The sequence below is a fragment of the Mesorhizobium sp. WSM4310 genome, from assembly GCF_007003935.1.
Lineage (GTDB): Bacteria > Pseudomonadota > Alphaproteobacteria > Rhizobiales > Rhizobiaceae > Mesorhizobium.
Genome location: NZ_VFTA01000003.1, coordinates 221,590 through 239,609 on the forward strand (window position 1 = coordinate 221,590; position 18,020 = coordinate 239,609).

Sequence of the window (18,020 nt, forward strand, 5' to 3'; positions counted from 1 at the left end):
ACGGTCCTGGCCGCCCGGGCCCACCCCGGCCGGCAGCCTTGGGAGGTCAGCGCAGCGCCTGCTTGGCGAGCTCTGAGACGATCTCGTAGTTCTGCGGCGTGACGAAGCCGGCACCGGTGTCGACATTCATCGGCGCCAGCCCCAGCACCACTTGCTGGCAGAGGCTGAGGATCGGCAGATAGCCCTGCATGAACGGCTGCTGGTCGGCCGTCAGCTGCACCCAGCCGCCCTTGAAGCCCTCGACGATCTGCGGGCTGGTGTCGAAGCCGAAATTGAAGATATCGCCGGGCTTGCGCCCCGCGGCCTGCATGTAGGTCGGCACATTGCCCAGCATCTGCCCGCCGGGGTAACCGACCGCCTTGACGTTGGGATTGTTGAGCAAGGCCGCGGTGATCACCGGGATCGCAAGATTCGGATCGGCGGCCCACTCGGTTACGGAATTGATTTGCACGACGTCGACGCCGGCCTCCTTCAATGCGGCGACGGTCCCACGCTCGCGTGCGCCCCGGCTCTCATTGTCGAAGGGGCCGATCATGATCGCCTTGTCACCGGACTTCAGCCCGGCCAGCTTGAACGCCTCGGCGCCGAGCGCGCGGCCCTGCTGCTCCTGCTGCGCGCCGACATAGCCGCCGCCGAACGCCGCCGTCACCTTCGGCACCGGCACGTTCTGGTACATCATCTTGATGCCGTCCTTATGCGCCTGCTCGGCCAGCGGCATGATCGCGTCTTCGCCTGGATGGCCCATCATGGCGATGCCGTTGGGCTTGACCGCGACCGCCTCGCGCAATTGCTGCACCATCTTTTCGACGTCCCAGCCGGAGAAGATGTAGTCGACCTTGGGGCCGAGATCGGCCGCCGCCTGCTTGGCGCCATTATAGACGATGGTGCCGAAAGCGTCGCCCTCGGCGCCGCCGACGAAGAAGCGGATATGGACATCCTTGCACCACTGGGCGTCGAGCGCCCGTGCCGGCAAGGTCGAGATTGCGGCGCAAAGCGCCGTGGCGGCGGCCACGACGGTCGTGCGCAGAAGTGTCGTTCTGATCGCGATGCTCATGCACTTGTCCTCCCATTGTTTCCCTCGTCAGCCGAGGGGCTGTTGACGATTGTTTCGCCACTTACGAACCGGCTCCTCCCGCCGGCCGGGTCCTCACGTCGGATTTTGCAGGTAGCTGGCGCCTCCCCGGCATTGCTTGAGATAATCCAGCGCGCGGACCTGGCCTGACATCTCGAGATCGCCGCGATAGACCGGATCGTGCCAGCCCTCTATGTCGATGGCGCCCTTGTAGCCAGCCAGCCGCAATTCGCTGATCACCCGCGTCCAGTCGCTGTCGCCGAAGCCGGGCGTGCGCATCTGTACGAAGGGCAGCCGGCCGAACACCCCGTGCTCGCGGATGACGTCCCAGCGCACGGTGGCGTCCTTGCCATGGACATGGAAGATGCGTGGCGCCCATTTGCGGATCTGCGGGATCGGATCGATCAGATAGACGAGCTGGTGGCAGGGTTCCCATTCGAGCCCGAGAGCGTCGTCCGGCACTTCGTTGAACATCAGCTCCCAGGCGTCCGGATTGTGGGCGATGTTCCAGTCGCCGGCCGCCCAATTGCCGTCCATGGCACAGTTCTCGAAGGCGATGCGCACGCCCTTGTCGGCGGCGCGCTTGGCCAGTGGCCCCCACACTTCGCGAAAGCGCGGCAGGCTGTCCGTCAGCTTCTTGCCGCGGATGCGCCCGGTGAAGCCGCTGACCATCGAAGCGCCGAACAGATGCGCATTGTCGATGACCGTCTCCCAGGCCGCGAGCACGCCGCGATCGACCTCGCCGCTTTCCAGCGGATTGCCGAAGACGCCGATGGACGAGACCGTGACATCGGCATCGCCGATCGCGTCGCGGATTTCGCCGGCAAGGCGTGGAAGGTCCTTGCCGCCCAGCGTCTGCCAGAAGAAGGGCTGGATGCTCTCGAAGCCGAGCGGCAGGATCTGCTTGATATACGCCGCCGGGTCGTCGAGGTTGGCCCGCACCATGGTGCCGATCCTGATGTCGAGAAGCGGGTTTGGCATCATGGTGTTCCCTGTGAAATCGCCACGCGGCGTCCGGTTTCGGCGCTCTCGATGGCGCTGAAAACCATGGCCAGGCTTTTGATGTTGTCGGTGCCGCGCGTCTCCGGCTCGGTGCCGGTCTCGATGGCGTGCATGAAATCCCTGATGATGCCGAGATGACCGCCGACGCGGTCGGCTGGATCGAGCGGCGGGACCTCGATCGGCTGGGTCTTGGCGAACAGCCCATCGCGGCCCGTCGCGACCACCTCCGCCGTCAAGAGGTCATGGCCATCCCAGATGAGGCTGCCGCGCTCGGCGACGATGCGCCAGCTGCCTTCCCAGCTGGTGCGGAAGCCGTCGGCGCACCAGGAACCGGCATAGGTGAAGACCTTGCCGCCGCCGAGATCGAAGACAGCACTTGCCGACGAGCCCTGCCGGTACCAGGAATTGGCCGGCTCCCATTCGTGGCAGTAGACGCCGGCCGGCTCGCCGCCGGCCATATAGCGGGCGGCGTCGAAGGTGTGGATGGCCATGTCGAGCAGCAAGACATGCGCCATCTCCTCGCGAAAGCCGCCGAAATGCGGCGCGACGAAGAAATCGGCATGGATGCTGGTCGCCGCGCCAATGGCGCCGGAGTCCAGGAAGCGGCGGATGCGCCTGACATTGGCGACGTAGCGGCGGTTCTGCACGACGGCATGGATGCGCCCGGCCCGGCGGGCCGCCTCGACGATGGCGCGCGCGTTTTCAGGACTGTCGGCCAGCGGCTTCTCGGTCAAGAGATGGCAATTATGGGCGAAGGCCGAAAGCGCGACTTCGCGCCGGGCGGCGGGAACCACGACATCGAACACCGCGTCGGGCCCGGTCTGGTCGAGCACCGCGTCGAGGCTGGTGCCGATGACAATGCCGGTGAGGTCGTATTCGTGCGCCCTCGCCTTCGCCCGCTCGGCGTCGAGGTCGACAAGGCCGACAATGGCAAGCCCATCGATCTGCCTCGCGGCATCGAGCCATTGCCTGCTCATCGCGCCGCAGCCGACGAGGACGACATTCATCATCCGGCGTTCCTCCTCCGCTCCGTCCCTCCAGACCGACCGTCACGGCATCCACGGCATCACCGTAAACGTTTTCCGTAAACGTTTACGAGAACACACCCGATAGCGTAGAATGTCAATTGGCCGCTCACGAAAATCGTCTTTCGCCTTGGCCTCGGCACCGGCCAATGCTAGCGAAGCTCGGGGGAGAAAGTCTTTGGCGTCCAGCATTCACGACCTAGCGCGTCACCTGAACATTTCGATCGGCACCGTGTCGCGGGCGCTGAACGGCCGCGCCGACGTCAATGCCGACACGCGCCAGCGCGTGCTCGACGCCGCCAAGAAGCTGAACTATTCACCCAACCAGTCCGGCCGCAGTCTCAGGCAAGGCGCGACCCACTCGATCGCCTTCATGCTGCAGCCGCATCCCGGCGACCAGCAATATGGCGAACCGTTCTTCATTCCCTTCCTGATCGGGCTGCAAGGCCGCCTTGCCGAAAGCGGACTCGACCTGACCGTGGTGATGGGCGCGCCGGGCGACTATCAGCAGGAGCGCCTGCGCCGCGTCGTCGAGACCCGCCGCGCCGATGCCGTGCTGCTGGCCTGGACGCGGCGCGAGGACGAACGCATCGATTATCTCACACAGGTCGGCTTCCCCTTCGCCACGCTCGGCCGCAGCCGCAGCGGCGGCAAGGCCTATCCCTCGCTCGACCTGGATTTCGAGAAGGCAGGCACCGATGCGGTCGACCGCTTGGTGGCGCGCGGCCACCGCCATATCGCCGCCATCCGCCCTTCCCTCAATCTCAATTTCGGCCATCTGTTTCTGAACGGCTACCGCAAAGCCCTGAAACGGCACGGCATCGAGGCCGACCCCGCGCTGATCGCCGACGGCTTCATCAACGAGGCCGGCGGCTACCAGGTGACGCCGCGCGTGATGCTGGCGAAGGACCGGCCGACGGCCATCATCTTCAACAACGACGCCATGGCCCTCGGCGGCTGCAAGGCGCTGGCCGAGATGGGCATCCGGCCGGGCCACGACATCGCGGTGACCGTGATCGTGGACACGCCGCTCTGCCGGTATTTTTCCCCGGCGCTGACCGCCTTCCGCCCGGCGCTGGAGCCGATGGGCCGGCGCCTGGCCGAAATGCTGCTGGCCTCGCTTCCCGCCTTCGCCGGCCCGGAAGGCCCGCGTATCATTCACGAAGTCTGGCCGCTGGAATTGGTCGCGCGCGACAGCGATTGATGGCGCTCGTAAAGCCTATCAATCCACCTTCTTCTCGCCCCGCTCGCCGGCCTTGACGATGTCGCCAGTGGTGAACAGGATTTCCTTCAACTCCGCCCGCCAGTCCTTCTTCTGGCGCAGCAGGAATTCCAGGTCCATGCCGAAATGCTTGAACTCCTCGCCTTGCGCGTTCTGCATGATGGCCCGCGCTTGCGCATCTTTCTCCACCGAGATGCGCTGTTCGTACCAGCCGATCGCTTCCGCCTCCTCGATCAGCGAGGTGATCATGCGGGCAAAGGTCCGCACCTTCTGCGACAGTTCTTCAGGCGGTTCGTGATACTGGTCGAAACCCATGTCGTCCTCCGTGGTTCATTCCCATGAATGCCCGGGAATGCCGCCGGTTCCGGATCACCGCTGCAATTCCGCCAGCGCCCGCTCCAGCGGCGCCGGCGAAATCTGGATGGGTCCGGAGAACGGCACCGCTTGCCAATGACCCCGGCACCGATCACGCGGCGAAAGTCGCGGCAAAGGCCAGGTGTCTCGCGCGAAAGCTCGCCGCTCACGAAACCGGCGCCGCGCCGCCCTCTTCGGTGCGGCGCGCGATGAACTCGTCGAGCACTCCGGCGGTCGCCGCAGCTGAAGCGGGCGGCTCGAAATCGGCAAGAATGCGTTTCCAGATACCGGTGGCGCGCTCGCTGGCGGTCTTTGATCCGCTTTGCGTCCAGTTGCCGAAATTCGACCAGTCGGCCACCAGTGGCTCATAGAATGCGGTGCGGTAGCGCGCCATCGTGTGGCCGGCCGAAAAGAAATGCCCGCCCGGCTGCACTTCGGCGATGGCCTCGAAACCGATCGCATCGTCGTCGCCAGGCGTTGCCGCGCAAAGCTCGGCAATCGACTGCACAGCCTCGATGTCGGTGATCAGCTTCTCGAAGGAGACGCTCAGGCCGCCCTCCAGCCAGCCCGCGGCGTGGACGCAGACGGTGGCGCCGGCAAGCACCGAGCCCCAAAGGGCGAACTGCGACTCATGGGCGGCCTGCGCATCGGAAATGTTGGCGGCACTGCCGGCGCCCGAACGCCAGGGAAGGCCGATGAAGCGCGCCAATTGGCCGGCCCCCAGTGTCGCCTTGACGTGCTCGGGCGTGCCGAACGCCGGAGCGCCCGACTTCATGTCGACATTGGAGGAGAAGGAACCGTAGAGCACGGGTGCGCCCGGACGCACGATCTGCGCCAGTGCCAGACCGGCCAGCGCCTCGGCATGCTGCAGCGTTAGCGCGCCGGCGACCGTGATCGGCGCCATCGCGCCTGCCAGGCAGAACGGCGTGATGACCAGGACCTGCCCGGCGCGGGCGAAGTCGATGATGCCTTGCGCCATCGGAATGTCGAGCTGGCGCGGTGAATTGGTGTTGATGATGGTGTAGCAATGGGCGCCAGCGCGGAATTCATCCTCCGACAGCCCGCGCGTCAGCCGGATCATCTCGAAGCCATCCTCGACCTGCGGCGTGCCGCGCGCGAAGACAAAGGGGAACTTGTCGGACAGCGTCAACTGCGCGCGGTTGATGGCATAGTGGCGAAAACGGTTGTCGACATCCTGCGGCTCGATGCAGGGGCAAAGCATGTGCAGTACGTCGAAATGCTGGATGAGCTTGGTCAATTCCTCGAAGGCGCCGAGCGTTCCCGGCCGGCGGCCGCGTTCGAGATCGGTGACGTTCGGCGCGCCAGCGCCGGCGAGGAACGTCATCGAGCCGAGTTCGAGCAAAAGATCGCGGCTGCGGTCGCCCGCCAGCGCTGGAATTGATTTTGGCGCCGAGGCCAATGCCGCGGCCACGATGTCGCGGCCGATGCGCACCATGTCGGTGTCCGGCTCCACAAGCGCACCGGCGCGGGCGAAAATCTCCCGCGCCTGTGGCAAGAGCACCTTGATGCCGAGTTCCTCCAGCACGCGCAGCGCCGTGTCGTGGATGGAAGCCACCTGGTCATCCGAAAAGATCGGCTGCGGCAGGAACGGGTTCTTCAGCGACCGGTAGTTGGGCCGGCGGCTGCTTTCGCTGCCGGCTTCGCCCGTGCGTCCACGCCGGCGCTCGCGCCTGCTGTCTCGTGCCTCGATCATCGAAATCCTCCTCATTGCCGCATCGCCTTGCCCGAGGGATCGTAGAGCGCCGGCGCGACGACGCGAGCCGGCCGTTCGACGCCGACAATGTGCACCGAAAGCGCCGTCCCCTCCTCGGTAAAATCGGCGTCGACCAACGCCAGCGCGACGCTCCTGCCGATCGTGTAGCCAAAGCCGCCCGACGTGACGAAGCCGACGCGCCGGCCATCGCGCCAGACCGGCTCGAAGCCGCCGGCGTCGGCCCGATGACGACTGCGCGGTTGTGCGACTTGAAGGCCTCCCTCCCGGTCTGTCAGAAGCACACCATATGCACACTAGACATAAGTGTCCAGTACTGCGCTTGCGCACCCGAACGATGCGTGGGGATCATCCATTCTTCCGCCAGAGCGCGTGTTTTTCTCGGCCTGTGAACACGCCGGCGTTCAGGCATGCCGCACTGTCACGCAAGCATCATGTTCGCGCCGTAGACCGCTTTTCGGGGGCGGCGCGCGGCAGCATCGATGTACCGCCTCTTTCAGCTTTTTCGCTCTTCGGCCGCTCCGGCGCATCTGTCACAAAGAGGATCATCCATGAAACATCTGCACCGAACCGCCTGGATCGGCGTCGCGCTGGCCTTGTTCACCGCGCTCACGCCGGCGCTTGCCGACGGCACCGCGACCGTCGGCGGCCTCGTCAACAAGGGCCTGGTCGGCGTCGGCCGCATCCCGGCCGCACAGCGCGACAAATTCGGCGAGACGTTCGGCTCGGGTTCCGGCATGGCGATCGACACATCGAGCTGGAGGCGTGATGCGGGCACCTACAAGGGTTCGCTCTGGCTGCTGCCGGATCGCGGCTACAATGTCGCCGGCACCACCGACTACCGGCCGCGCCTCAACACGATCGGCATCGAGTTCACGCCGGCAGCAGCAGGCGCCGCTGGCCAGGAACAGACCGAAGTCAAGGCGACGCTCACCGACACCATGCTTCTCACCGACGACAAGGGCGCCGATGCCACCGGGCTCGATCCGCTGTCGGATGTGCGTGCCGCCGCAGGCGACATGCCGATGCTGCCCGCCGCCACCAATGGCAAGCTCGCCCTCGACAACGAGGCGATCGTGCGCCTGCCGGACGGCTCGATGTTCATCTCCGACGAATATGGCCCCAACATCTACCGCTTCTCGGCGCAGGGCCGCCTGCTGTCGGCGACCCAGCCGCCGGCGGCCCTGGTGCCGATGCGCAAGGGCGCGCCGAACTTCTCCTCGGACAATCCGGGTCCAGGTGCCGCCGAGCCCGATCCGAAGGATCCCGAGACCGGCCGCCAGAACAACCAGGGTCTCGAAGGCATGGCAATGACGCCGGACGGCAAGTTCCTGATCGCCGTGCTGCAGTCGGCGACCCGGCAGGATGGCGGCGATTCAGGTTCGACCCGGCAAAACACCAGGGCGCTGGTCTATGACGCTTCCGACCTCGCCCATCTCAAGCTGGCGCATGAATATGTCGTTCCGCTGCCGGTGTTCAAGGACGCCAAGGGCAAGACCAAGGTCGCCGCGCAAAGCGAGATCGTGGCGCTGTCGGACACGTCCTTCCTGATGCTGACGCGCGACAGCGGCAACGGCCAGGGCGTCAAGGGCGACAGCTCGCTTCTGCGCCAGATCTTTGTCGTCGACGTTTCGGCCGCAACCGACATCGCGGGCAGCCCTTTCGACGCCGCCGACAAGCCGTTCGCGCCCAAGGGCGTGCTCGATCCGTCGGTGACGCCGGCCAGGCTGACGCCGTTCATCGACATCAACGACAATGCGCAGCTCAACCGCTTCAGCCTGCACAATGGCGCGCCGAATGACCACAACAACCTGTCCGAGAAGTGGGAAGCAATGTCGCTGGCCAGCGTGCTCGATCCACAGCTGCCCGACGACTATTTCCTGTTCGTCGCCAATGACAACGACTTCCTCGCCCAGGACGGTTTCCAGGTCGGCGCCCCCTACAAGGCCGATGACGGCGCCAATGTCGACACCATGTTCCTGGTCTATCAGGTCACGCTGCCGGCTCTGGCGAAGAAGTAATCAGCACGATCCAGGCGGACGCGCATGGCGCGTCCGCCTGAGTTATTCCGGTCGAACCGTCGATCGTGAAGGTACTTACTTCAAGAACTCCGCGTCCTTCGGCACGCCGGCATCGATCGGCTCAGCCGTCCTGCTCGACACCGCCATGATCTTGCCGGCGGCCGACAGGTTGGGCCGCACGAAGACCTGCGCGGGACCGTTGACGCGGCTGTAGAGGTCGATGATGTCCTGGTTCATGAAGCGCACACAGCCCGACGAGGCATTCTTGCCGATGGAATCCCATTCTGGGGTGCCATGCAGCCGGTACATCGTGTCCTTGCCGTCGCGGAACAGATAGAGCGCGCGGGCGCCGAGCGGGCTCTGCGGGCCTGGCGGCATGCCGTCCTTGAATTTCGCCAGTTCCGGCCGGCGCTGGATCATTTCCGGCGGCGGCGTCCACACCGGCCACTTCTTCCGCGCCTGGACCACGGCGCTGCCGGTCCAGCCGAAGCCGGCCTTGCCAAGGCTGACGCCATAGCGGATGGCCTTGCCGCCGTCGCGCACCAGATAGAGGAAGTGCTCCGCGACATCGACGACGATGGTGCCCGGCTTTTCTCCGGTCGGGTCGGTCACGATCTGGCGGACGAACTTCGGATCGAGCTTGGCCACCGGGATCGCCGGCAGTTGATAGCCCTCGTCGGTGCGCGCCGCGTACATGGTTGCGGCGTCGCCGAGTGCCGGCTCGCTTGGCGCCGGCGCCACTGGCGGCGGTGGCGCCATATCAGTCGTGGTGCACGCCGAAACAACCACCGAGGCCGCGCTCAAAGCGGATGCCCCGAGAAAAGAGCGCCGGTTCAGGCGCTCGGAAAAAAGCGGAATATCGGACATGATCCCCCCGGCTTATCCATAAGATCTAGTAAGGAATGCGGGCCCCACGCCCCCGGGATCAATATCCCATTCCGTGAGCTTTGAGAACATGATTGGATCAAGGTCCATCACAATCCTGGCGGGCACGTTCCGCGCCCGTCCGCGATAGCCGCCCCGTGGACGACTGCTCCACGGCGCAGGGTGCATCTCGATCGGGCCTCCGATATCGTCGCGGGCGAGATTCACATTTGCCGAGTCGCCAGCCATGGACGAAAAAATGCCCGCGCGCCGGCGCACCGGCGACCTGACCAGCGGCCCGATCCCGCGCACGCTGCTGCTGTTTGCCCTGCCGGTGCTGGGTTCCAACGTGCTGCAGTCGCTCAACGGGTCGATCAATGCCGTCTGGGTCGGCCGTTTTCTCGGTGAATCGGCGCTGACCGCCACCTCCAACGCCAACCTCGTCCTGTTCCTGATCCTGGGCACCGTGTTCGGCATCGGCATGGCGGCGACCATCCTGGTGGCGCAGTCGGTCGGCGCCCGCGACCTGCCCGAGGCGCGCCGCATCGTCGGCACCAGCGCCACCTTCTTCTTCTTCGTTTCGGTGGTCTTCGCCGTCTGCGGCTGGATCTGGGTCGATGCCATCCTGGGCACGCTTGGCACACCGGCCGACGCCTTGCCGCTGGCGCGTTCCTATCTGCGCATCATCTTCGTCGCCGTGCCGATGATGAACCTTCTATCCTTCGTCATGACGGTACTGCGCGGTGCGGGCGATTCACGCACGCCCTTCATCTTCATGGCGCTGGCGGTCGTCCTCGACATCGCGCTCAACCCGTTGCTGATCCGCGGCATCGGCCCCTTCCCCGAGCTTGGCATCTCCGGCTCCGCCACCGCGACGCTGATCGGCCAGACGGTGAGCGTCATCGCCATCCTCGTCGTGCTCTACGCGCGCAAGCACCCGCTGCGGCTGGCCGGCGCCAATCTCGCCCTGCTGCGGCCCGACCCCGCCTTGCTGCGCATCGTCGTCTTCAAGGGCGTGCCGATGGGCCTGCAGATGATCGTCATTTCGGCGGCGGCCCTGACGGTGATGGGCATCGTCAATTCCTACGGTTCGCAGGTCGCCGCCGCCTATGGAATCGCCGCGCAGCTGTGGACCTACATCCAGATGCCGGCGCTGGCCATCGGTGCCGCGGTCTCCTCGATGGCTGCACAGAATGTCGGCGCCGGCCGTTGGGAACGGATCGGCCGCGTCGCCGCCTCCGGCGTCGGCTTCAACCTCGTCCTGACCGGCGCCCTGGTCGCGATGCTGTGGCTCTTCGACCGCCCGATCCTCGGCCTGTTCCTGAGCAGCGACAGCGCGGCGATCGACATCGCCGCCCACATCAACACGGCCGCGTCCTGGTCGTTCATCCTGTTCGGCATCACCATCGTGCTGTTCGCCACCGTGCGCGCCACCGGCGCGGTGATGCCGCCGCTGATCATCCTGGTGATTTCGGTGCTCATCGTGCGCACCGGCTTCGCCTATTTCATGCGCGGCGTGATCGGCGAGGAAGCGTTGTGGTGGAGTTTCCCGGCCGGCTCGATCACCTCGCTTGTGCTGGCCGCGGCCTATTACCGCTTCGGCGGCTGGCGCACATTGCACATGATCGAGAACAGGCCGGCGGCCGGCGAGCCGCCGGACACCGGGCTCGGCGTACCGCGCGGCCGCGCCAACATGGCGCCCGAGACGCCGAACGGTTGAAGCTCAGCGGGTGAATTTCGCGCCGAACCCCACCGCCACCAGCGAGAAGACGGTGATCATGCCGGCGAAAGCCAGGCTCGCCACCGTGGCGCTCGCCCAGCTCGACAGGATGCCGATGCCGATGACCGGCAGTGCATTGCCGCAGAAGCAGCAGATGAAAAAGGCCGACGCCACCTCGGCCCGGCGGTCCGCCGGCGCAATCTGGTTCACTGCCTGCAGGCCGCCGCGATAGCCGAGCGCCGCCGCCACCCCGCAGAAGGCGGTGGCGACAATCATGGTGGCCACGGACGCGAAGAATTGCGCGGCCACGATCAGCGCCGCCGTCGGGATCATCAGCACCAGGGCCGCCAGCATGGTGAAACGGCTGGACAGGCCCGCCGTCACCACGATGGTCGCGGCAGCCACCAGCGACAATTCGAAAAACAGCGCGCCGGCTTCGGCATGGTTGGTCGCGTGCAGCTGCTGCGCCAGGATGCTCGGCGCCAGCGCAGCGTAGAAGCCGACCAGCGCCATGGCGCCGAAGCCCGTCACCGCGGGTGCAACGAAGCGCGTTCGGATGCTGACGGGAACCGAGAGGCGTGGCCGCATCGAGACATCGGTCAGCCGCCCCGGCCGCGACACGGTTTCCCGCGTGCGCCAAATCAGCAGGGTGACGAGGGCAAGCAAAGCCAGATAGACAGCGAATGTCAGCCGAAGTGGCCAGGGCGCGTATTGCGCCAGCAGTCCCGCCACAAGCGCGCCAAGCCCGAGCCCGACGAAATTGATGCTGGTGGCGATGATGGCCGCGCGCGATTTGTCCTCGCCTTCGATCAGCTCGGCCAGCCAGGCGGTTCCGGTTCCCGCGCCCACTCCGATCCCAAGACCGCTGAGTATCCGCGCAAGGTCGAGCCAAGCCACGTTTTCCGCAAACAGGAAAATCAGCGCACTGACCACGGCAACGGCCATCGCCGCCAGCGCGGCTGGACGGCGGCCGACGACATCAGAGAGACGTCCGAACAGGATAAGCGCCCCCAGATTGCCGATGACGTAGACGGCGTAGACCAGTGTCAGCGTGATCTGCGAGAAACCGAAGGCCTGCTTGTAGATGACATAGAGTGGCGTCAACGCCGTGCTGCCGGCGAAAAGGGCCGCAATCATGGCGGCAACAGCGGCCGTCGCCGCACGGCCACCGAGTTCGTTGTCGCGAGTCATGGTCTGAGCGTTGATGGTCATGCCGGCATCTTCTTTTTGGGAAACTCCTGCCCAACGTCTACCTGGCGACGGCGGTTCCCGTTTCCGTCCAAAGCTCCTGACAAGATTGTCAGTATGGCGCGGCGCCACATCCTCTCGTAACGTTCGCCTGTTCGAGAGGGAGAATCATGGGCAAAGGCAGGGTCGAGGCATTTACCGACGGCGTGGTGGCCATCATCATCACCATCATGGTGCTGGAGCTGAAGGTGCCGGAGGGCGAGAACTTCGCGGCCCTGGTGCCGCAATTGCCGGTCTTCCTGTGCTACGTGCTGTCATTCATCAATGTCGGCATCTACTGGAACAATCTGCACAACATGTTCCACACCGTGCAGCGCGTCGACGGCGGGGTCTTGTGGGCAAACCTGCATCTGTTGTTCTGGCTGTCCCTGATGCCTGTAACGACCGCCTTCATGGGCGAGAACCATTTCGCCACGGTTCCCGTCGCGGTCTACGGCTTCGATCTCGCAATGTGCGCGACCGCCTATGCCATCCTGGTCCTGGCACTGCGCCGGCTGCATGGTCAGGGCACCGCCTTCGCCAAGGCAATCGGCCCTGACCTCAAGGGAAGGATTTCGCTTGCCGTCTATATAGCGGCGGTTGCGCTTGCCTTCCTCAACCGGTGGATCGGTGTGGGCCTCTATGTTGCCGTCGCCCTGGTGTGGCTTATACCGGACACGCGTTTTTCCCGCGTTCTCGAAAAATAGCTCCAAAAAGCCGCTCTATTTGCGCATCGCTTTCAGCTTTTCGGCGACCGACGCCGCAAGATCGGCGTAGCGCTCCTCCAGCCGTTCGGCTGCCTTGATGATCGAGAAATCATGGCCGAATTTCTCCAGCGCCATGCGCAGCTTCTCAACGAACTCGGCCTGTTTTTCCAGCGCGGAGAACAGTGTCTTCACTTGGGCTTCGCTGATATCAGGGTTGGCCAGCATCTGCGGCACCTCGCGCCCCATCTGGTCACCGGTGGCGGTCTGCTCTTTCAGAATTGCGATCCAGTCCGTCAATCGAAAATCTCCATTTGTGGGCAGCATGCGCAGTCGCGGCCCGACTGGTCAACCCGAACACGTGCTGACGAAGGCTTGCGCAAGCCCGTCCCGGCGCTAAGTTCGGCGCCATCGAGAAAAGGATGCTGTTGCTCATGATCACCGACGCTGAAATCCAGATCGCCCTGCCCGCGCTTGGCCCCGGCAACGCCGCCGTCATCACTGGCGCGGCCAGCGGCATAGGCCTGGCAGCCGCCAAGCGGCTTGCGCTGATGGGCATGAAGATCGTGCTCGCCGACATTGGCAGCGCGCGCCTTGACGATGCCTCCCGCGCCGTCTCGGCCATTGCCGGCGATGATGCCGTGCTTGCCGTCGCCGCTGATGTTTCGAAGGCCGATGAGGTCGATCGTCTCGCCGACCGCGCATTCGGCGCCTTCGGCGAGGTCTCGCTGCTGATGAACAATGCCGGCGTCGGCGACAATCCGGGAAAACCCTGGGAAAACCGCGATGGCTGGAAACGGCTGCTCGACATCAATTTCTGGGGCGTCGTGCATGGCGTCGAAGCCTTCGCGCCGCGCATGCTGGCGTCGGCCAAGCCGGGCCTGATCGTCAACACCGGTTCCAAGCAAGGCATCACCACGCCGCCCGGCAACCTCGCCTACAATGTCTCCAAGGCCGGCGTGAAGACATTCACCGAAGGCCTGGCGCACGCATTGCGCAACGAACCCGGCGCCCGCCTGTCGGCGCATCTGCTCATTCCCGGCTTCACCTATACCGGCCTCACCGAAGGGGCGACGGAAAAGCCCGCCGGCGCCTGGACCGGCGAACAGGTCATTGATTTCATGCTGGAATCTCTGGTCAGGGGCGACTTCTACATCCTGTGCCCGGACAATGAAGCAGCGCGCCCGCTGGATGAAAAGCGCATGGCCTGGGCCATCGGCGACATCATCGAAAACCGCCCCGCCCTGTCGCGCTGGCACCCCGATCACAGGGATGCGTTCGCGGCCTTCATCAAAGGCTGATCAGCAAGCTCTCAAGCCGCGTGCTTTTTCGGGCCTCGCTTTTGCGCGACGGCCTTCTTGGCGGCCATGGCGGCGATCTTTTCGTCATGCCGCCGCGCCGCCCGCTCGCACTTGTCGCGGATTTCCTCGACCTCGGATTCCGTCAGGTGCTCGATGCCGATGAAATGGTTGTGGCCCCTGCCGACCCGGATCAGTTCATCGAGCTTGGCCTGGATCGCGGCACTATCGCGATTCTGGGTGTTCTGGATCAGGAACACCATTAGGAACGTGATGATTGTCGTGCCGGTGTTGATCACCAATTGCCAGGTGTCCGAGAAGCCAAAGAATGGCCCGCTCACCGCCCAGACAACGATAATCATACAGCAGACGGCGAATGTCAGCGGCAGCCCCGTCATGTGGGCTACCCAATTGGCAATCTTGGTAAAGACCTTTTCCATCTGTCGAGATCTCTCAATGGCTGCGGCGATGAGAAACAACCGGAGACCCGCTCGGGTTCCAGTCGGCAACAAATACATCAGGTGCAATTGGACACACGCAAGGCGCGCATGCGGCGGAAAACACACCTTATCGGTCTAATGTCATAGTAACCGTGCAGGCAAAAGTGCCTGTTCCTTCCGCTCCACAGCGGTTTACCTCCGGCCCCTTCCGCCGCGCCACCCCCGCATGGCGGAAGGGGTTTCAGTCCGGAGCGCGGAGGGATGGTTCCCGAAAGCGCCGACCGGCATACGGACAGACGGTCGCTTCACTTTCCCGCAGCCCGCTTGCCAGCGCCGCTCTCGGTCTGCTGATGGCCTGCGGCGGTGACGGCCAGGGCCAAACCGTTGTCAGCGGAAGCCTAAACGGCGTCGTTTTCCCAACGATCAAGGAAGGCCTCGATCGGCATGGACTGGATATCGGGAACCGCCCTGGCGAGTTTCTCGACCGGCCAGTCCCACCAGGCGAGCGCTTCGATCCGCGCCGCTATGTCGGGAGCAAAGCGCGCCCGGAGCGGCTTTGCCGGCACGCCGGCGGCGATCGTGTAGGACGGCACGTCCTGCGTCACCACCGCATTGGCGCCGATGACCGCGCCATTGCCGATCGTGACGCCGGGCATGATCACCGCGCCGTGGCCGATCCAGACGTCGTGGCCGATGGTCACGGCCTTCGCCTGCCGCCGCTCGCGGAACGCCGCATCGACACCCAGCCAGCGGAAATATTCGTTCGGCCGATAGCTGACCTTGTGCTGGGTCAACCGCTCGATCGGATGTTCAAGCGCGTTGATGCGGCTGTTGGCGGCAATCGAGCAGAATTTGCCGATGCTCGTATAGATCGCCTCGGCATGGCGCTCGAAATAGGAGAAATCCCCGACGCTCACCTCGCGCAGCACCACCCTCTCGCCGATCGAAGCGTAACGGCCGAGCTTGCAAGCCTTCAACTCCGCGGTCGGATGGATGCGCGGCTCGGGATCTTTCAGGACGAGGTTTTCGGTGCGGTCCATGCGCGCGGCTTTACGCCCGAGCAATTGCTCCTGCAAGGCAGGAGCAATTGTCCGTGGTGCCAATCAGCACAAAAAGACGCCCATCCACCTATTTCGGCTTGCCCTTGCTCCACACCACGTTCTGGCCATAGAGCGGCACCGTGGTCACCGACATTTTGGCCGAGCCGTTCTGCACCTGGCGCGAATGCGAGAGATAGATCAGCGTCTCGTTGGTCTTGTCGTAGATGCGGTTCACCACCTGCTTCTTCCAGATCAGGCTGAGGCCCTGCTTGAACACCTCCTCGCCGCCTTCGCCCGTGTCGATGTCGCCGATGGTGATCGGGCCGGTCTGACGGCAGGAGATCGACGAATCGGACGGATCCTCGAACCAGTTGCCCTTGTGCAGGCGGTCGATGATGCTGCGGTCGAAATAGGAGACATGGCAGGTCACGCCATCCACCTTGGGGTCCTTGATCGCTTCGACGATGATGTCATTGCCGACCCAGTCGACGCCGACCTTGCCGACTTCCTCGGCGACGGCGCCGCCGGCGCCAAGCACGACGCACGCGGCCAAGGCGCCGCCGATCAGTTTTCGCCCAATCCGTTCGCGCCCAACCAGTTCGAGCAAAGGAGCCTCCTGCGGTTCGAGTTGCCGGTATCAGGTGGGACGCGGCGTGCGGCTTTGCAAGCGGATGCGTCAACACCACCACGGTTGCGGCATCGCGGCACTTTGCCTGCGCAGGGCCAAACCGCTAAGACTGTCGCACCGGCGCGGCATTGAGCCGGCGCGATGATTTCTGCGGACGGACTTTTGTGATGATGCGTTCTATCCTGGTCGGCATTCTCGTCCTGATGGCGGCCGGCATCGGCTGGCTGACCTTCGACTGGTATCGCGGCCATTATGGCGGCGAACCGTTCGGCGCACCCTTCACCCTCGTCGACCAGAAAGGCGCGCCGATCACCGAAGCCGCCTTCCGGGGCCAGCCCAGCGTCATCTTCTTCGGCTTCACCCACTGCCCCGAAGTCTGCCCGACCACGCTGTTCGAACTCTCCGGCTGGCTGAAGACGCTCGGCGACGACGGCAAGACCTTGCATGCCTATTTCGTCTCGGTCGACCCGGAGCGTGACACGCCGGCGGTGATGAACGCCTATGTCAGCAATTTCTCGGACCGCATCACCGGCATCACCGGCGACCCTGACAAGGTCCATGCCATGGCCAAGTCGTTCGGCATCTACTGGAAGAAGGTCGATACAGGCGACGGCGACTATACGATGGACCACACCGCCTCGGTGCTGCTGCTCAACTCCAGGGGCGACTTTGCCGGCACGATCGCCTATGGCGAAAGCGCCAGCACGGCCGTGGAGAAGCTGAAGCGCCTCGCGGCCAAGGGTTGATAAGTATCCATATGACCCAGACGCGGCTTCATTTCACCACCGGCAAGATCGAGGCAGAGCGCGTCTTCGCGGCGCTTGAGCTGGCCTTCGAGGATGAAGGCCTGCCGATCGCCGTGCTCGAGGTCGACGAAGACCAGGACATCCACGAGGTTTCGCTCTACGCCGATGGCGACGTCGATGCGATTGAAGCGCGGGTGAAGGACATTCTCGCCGGGCTTGCTCAGTCGAAGCCGGTCGAGCGCGAAGTGCTGCCCGACATCGACTGGGTGGCGCGTTCGCTGGAGGGCCTGAAGCCGGTGCGCGCCGGCCGTTTCTTCGTCCACGGCGCGCATGACCGCAGGAAGCGCCACAGCGGCGAACTCGCCATCGAGATCGAGGCCGGCCTTGCCTTCGGCACCGGCCATCACGGTACCACCGCCGGCTGCCTGGAAATGCTGGAGAAAGTGGTACGGCGCGAGCACCCGCGCAATGCGCTCGACCTCGGCACCGGCAGCGCCGTGCTGGCCATCGCCGTCGCCAAGCTGGCGCATATTTCGGTGCTCGCCACCGACATCGACCCGGTGGCGGTGAAGGTCGCCGCCGCCAATGCGCGGCTCAATCACGTCAAGGCGCTCATCGAAACGGTCACCGCACCGGGCTTTCACCATCCGATCTTCGGCAAGCGTGCCCCTTTCGACCTGATCGTCGCCAACATATTGGCGCGGCCGTTGATGCGGCTGGCGCCGCAAATGGCCGGACACATCGCGCTTGGCGGCTCGATCGTCCTGTCGGGCATTCTCGAGCGCCAGCGCGACGCCGTCATCTCGGCCTATGTCGGCCAGAACTTCCGGCACATCAGCACCTTGCACCGCGAAGGCTGGGTGACGATCCACCTCAAGCGCTGAGATCGGCAACGCAACTGCCGATCCTCGACAGTCGCAACTTA

General features: G+C 64.8%; 19 protein-coding genes. 7 read left to right on the forward strand and 12 right to left on the reverse strand.

All coding sequences use genetic code 11. The annotated features are described in order from the left end of the window. Positions 1-46: 46 nt before the first annotated feature. The 3 genes from FJV80_RS05955 to FJV80_RS05965 all read right to left on the reverse strand — a co-directional run bounded on the left by FJV80_RS05955 (position 47) and on the right by FJV80_RS05965 (position 3,084). Positions 47-1,054, reverse strand: coding sequence for a substrate-binding domain-containing protein (locus tag FJV80_RS05955; protein WP_095773975.1), 1,008 nt, complete (start codon positions 1,052-1,054; stop codon positions 47-49). Positions 1,055-1,147: 93 nt separating this feature from the next. Then, the gene (locus FJV80_RS05960) at positions 1,148-2,056 is read right to left on the reverse strand and encodes a sugar phosphate isomerase/epimerase (RefSeq protein WP_142875854.1); all 909 of its coding nucleotides are present in this window, start codon (positions 2,054-2,056) and stop codon (positions 1,148-1,150) included. Continuing rightward, positions 2,053-3,084: a Gfo/Idh/MocA family oxidoreductase gene (locus FJV80_RS05965; protein WP_142875856.1), complete on the reverse strand. Its 1,032-nt coding sequence runs from the start codon at positions 3,082-3,084 to the stop codon at positions 2,053-2,055. The genes FJV80_RS05960 and FJV80_RS05965 overlap by 4 nt, the downstream gene beginning before the upstream one ends. Before the next feature lie 193 nt (positions 3,085-3,277). On the opposite strand from FJV80_RS05965, the gene FJV80_RS05970 reads away from it, so the two are divergent. Next, positions 3,278-4,303 carry a LacI family DNA-binding transcriptional regulator gene (locus FJV80_RS05970; protein WP_142875858.1) on the forward strand — a complete coding sequence of 342 codons (1,026 nt, stop codon included), beginning with the start codon at positions 3,278-3,280 and terminating at the stop codon, positions 4,301-4,303. Between the two features lie 18 nt (positions 4,304-4,321). On the opposite strand, the gene FJV80_RS05975 is transcribed toward FJV80_RS05970, so the two are convergent. The 3 genes from FJV80_RS05975 to FJV80_RS05985 form a co-directional block, all read right to left on the reverse strand. Further along, complete coding sequence (locus FJV80_RS05975) at positions 4,322-4,636, reverse strand: hypothetical protein (RefSeq protein WP_095773971.1); 315 nt, start codon at positions 4,634-4,636, stop codon at positions 4,322-4,324. A 205-nt stretch (positions 4,637-4,841) separates the two neighbouring features. Beyond that, complete coding sequence (locus FJV80_RS05980) at positions 4,842-6,389, reverse strand: trimethylamine methyltransferase family protein (RefSeq protein ID WP_142875860.1); 1,548 nt, start codon at positions 6,387-6,389, stop codon at positions 4,842-4,844. A gap of 11 nt (positions 6,390-6,400) precedes the next feature. Further along, positions 6,401-6,691: a glycine cleavage T C-terminal barrel domain-containing protein gene (locus tag FJV80_RS05985; RefSeq protein ID WP_246688908.1), complete on the reverse strand. Its 291-nt coding sequence runs from the start codon at positions 6,689-6,691 to the stop codon at positions 6,401-6,403. 267 nt (positions 6,692-6,958) lie between these two features. Between FJV80_RS05985 and FJV80_RS05990 the strand changes: the two genes are divergently transcribed. Continuing rightward, positions 6,959-8,428: an esterase-like activity of phytase family protein gene (locus FJV80_RS05990; RefSeq protein WP_142875861.1), complete on the forward strand. Its 1,470-nt coding sequence runs from the start codon at positions 6,959-6,961 to the stop codon at positions 8,426-8,428. 75 nt (positions 8,429-8,503) lie between these two features. On the opposite strand, the gene FJV80_RS05995 is transcribed toward FJV80_RS05990, so the two are convergent. Continuing rightward, positions 8,504-9,295, reverse strand: coding sequence for a L,D-transpeptidase (locus FJV80_RS05995; RefSeq protein WP_142875863.1), 792 nt, complete (start codon positions 9,293-9,295; stop codon positions 8,504-8,506). A 244-nt stretch (positions 9,296-9,539) separates the two neighbouring features. On the opposite strand from FJV80_RS05995, the gene FJV80_RS06000 reads away from it, so the two are divergent. After that, positions 9,540-11,012, forward strand: a complete 1,473-nt coding sequence (locus FJV80_RS06000; RefSeq protein WP_142875865.1) for an MATE family efflux transporter — start codon at positions 9,540-9,542, stop codon at positions 11,010-11,012. A 3-nt stretch (positions 11,013-11,015) separates the two neighbouring features. Here the strand turns inward: FJV80_RS06000 and FJV80_RS06005 are convergent, their stop codons facing one another. After that, complete coding sequence (locus FJV80_RS06005; RefSeq protein WP_142875867.1) at positions 11,016-12,224, reverse strand: MFS transporter; 1,209 nt, start codon at positions 12,222-12,224, stop codon at positions 11,016-11,018. Positions 12,225-12,370: 146 nt separating this feature from the next. On the opposite strand from FJV80_RS06005, the gene FJV80_RS06010 reads away from it, so the two are divergent. After that, positions 12,371-12,946 carry a TMEM175 family protein gene (locus tag FJV80_RS06010; RefSeq protein ID WP_142875869.1) on the forward strand — a complete coding sequence of 192 codons (576 nt, stop codon included), beginning with the start codon at positions 12,371-12,373 and terminating at the stop codon, positions 12,944-12,946. A 15-nt stretch (positions 12,947-12,961) separates the two neighbouring features. Here the strand turns inward: FJV80_RS06010 and FJV80_RS06015 are convergent, their stop codons facing one another. Further along, positions 12,962-13,243, reverse strand: coding sequence for a hypothetical protein (locus FJV80_RS06015; RefSeq protein ID WP_095773965.1), 282 nt, complete (start codon positions 13,241-13,243; stop codon positions 12,962-12,964). Positions 13,244-13,377: 134 nt separating this feature from the next. On the opposite strand from FJV80_RS06015, the gene FJV80_RS06020 reads away from it, so the two are divergent. Then, on the forward strand, positions 13,378-14,244 hold the full coding sequence (locus FJV80_RS06020; protein WP_095774035.1) for an SDR family NAD(P)-dependent oxidoreductase: 867 nt from the start codon (positions 13,378-13,380) through the stop codon (positions 14,242-14,244). Positions 14,245-14,255: 11 nt separating this feature from the next. On the opposite strand, the gene FJV80_RS06025 is transcribed toward FJV80_RS06020, so the two are convergent. The 3 genes from FJV80_RS06025 to FJV80_RS06035 form a co-directional block, all read right to left on the reverse strand. Then, positions 14,256-14,681, reverse strand: a complete 426-nt coding sequence (locus tag FJV80_RS06025) for a low affinity iron permease family protein (protein WP_095773964.1) — start codon at positions 14,679-14,681, stop codon at positions 14,256-14,258. A gap of 398 nt (positions 14,682-15,079) precedes the next feature. Beyond that, positions 15,080-15,721 (reverse strand): DapH/DapD/GlmU-related protein, encoded by a 642-nt coding sequence (locus FJV80_RS06030; protein ID WP_095773963.1) that lies wholly within the window; start codon positions 15,719-15,721, stop codon positions 15,080-15,082. An 88-nt stretch (positions 15,722-15,809) separates the two neighbouring features. After that, on the reverse strand, positions 15,810-16,328 hold the full coding sequence (locus FJV80_RS06035) for a CreA family protein (protein WP_095787759.1): 519 nt from the start codon (positions 16,326-16,328) through the stop codon (positions 15,810-15,812). Positions 16,329-16,516: 188 nt separating this feature from the next. Here FJV80_RS06035 and FJV80_RS06040 point away from each other — a divergent pair, with 188 nt between their 5' ends. Both FJV80_RS06040 and FJV80_RS06045 read left to right on the forward strand, forming a co-directional pair. Further along, positions 16,517-17,095, forward strand: a complete 579-nt coding sequence (locus FJV80_RS06040) for an SCO family protein (RefSeq protein ID WP_095787758.1) — start codon at positions 16,517-16,519, stop codon at positions 17,093-17,095. Positions 17,096-17,106: 11 nt separating this feature from the next. Further along, positions 17,107-17,979, forward strand: a complete 873-nt coding sequence (locus tag FJV80_RS06045; protein WP_142875871.1) for a 50S ribosomal protein L11 methyltransferase — start codon at positions 17,107-17,109, stop codon at positions 17,977-17,979. The last annotated feature ends 41 nt before the right edge of the window (positions 17,980-18,020 follow it).